This window comes from Niveispirillum sp., from assembly GCF_052437035.1.
Classification (GTDB): Bacteria; Pseudomonadota; Alphaproteobacteria; order Azospirillales; family Azospirillaceae; genus Niveispirillum.
In genome coordinates, this window is record NZ_JBQVOH010000069.1 from 1 (window position 1) to 519 (window position 519).

Annotated in this window: 1 protein-coding gene; it reads right to left on the minus strand. The window is 67.1% G+C overall.

The window, feature by feature from the left end:
- On the minus strand, window positions 1-519 hold a 519-nt coding region (locus ACT6Q8_RS25720), incomplete at both ends, for a hypothetical protein (protein WP_444739511.1).

A 519-nucleotide genomic window follows, 5' to 3' on the forward strand; every position in this document is an offset into this window, starting at 1 on the left:
TAAGGTCGCCGATCGTCCCTTCGGCCGCTTCGGCCGCCGCGATGGCGGCGTCGAGCGCGTCCCGTGCCGCAACGATCTGCGTCAGCGCGGTCATCAGCGGCTGGCCCGACAGGCCGGCGTGCGTCAGCGCCGCGGCAATGGCGGCGGGATTCTTCAGCGTCTGGTCGACGATCAGGTTGGAGATGATACGCGGATCGGCGTCGATCACTGTGCCGCTGCCCGGGCCGGGTGACGACCCGCTGCCGGTGCCGGCGTTGGCGTAATTATTGTTGGTGTACCACGTCTCCACATTGGGCAGCGGATTGAAGTCGTAGCGATCGCCGTCGGCGTCGTTCATATATTCGGGCGTGAAGATCCCCGGGAAGGACTGATCCGCCGCGCCCCATTTCTCGCGGCCCGGCAGCAGGTTGTTGTAGCTGCCGTCGACGGTCCTGAGGCCATAGGGCAGCAGATGCGCCTGCGCGAACCCGTCATTGCCGTTATAGCCGGCGACCAGCGCGGCGAGATCGCCCCCCGCTG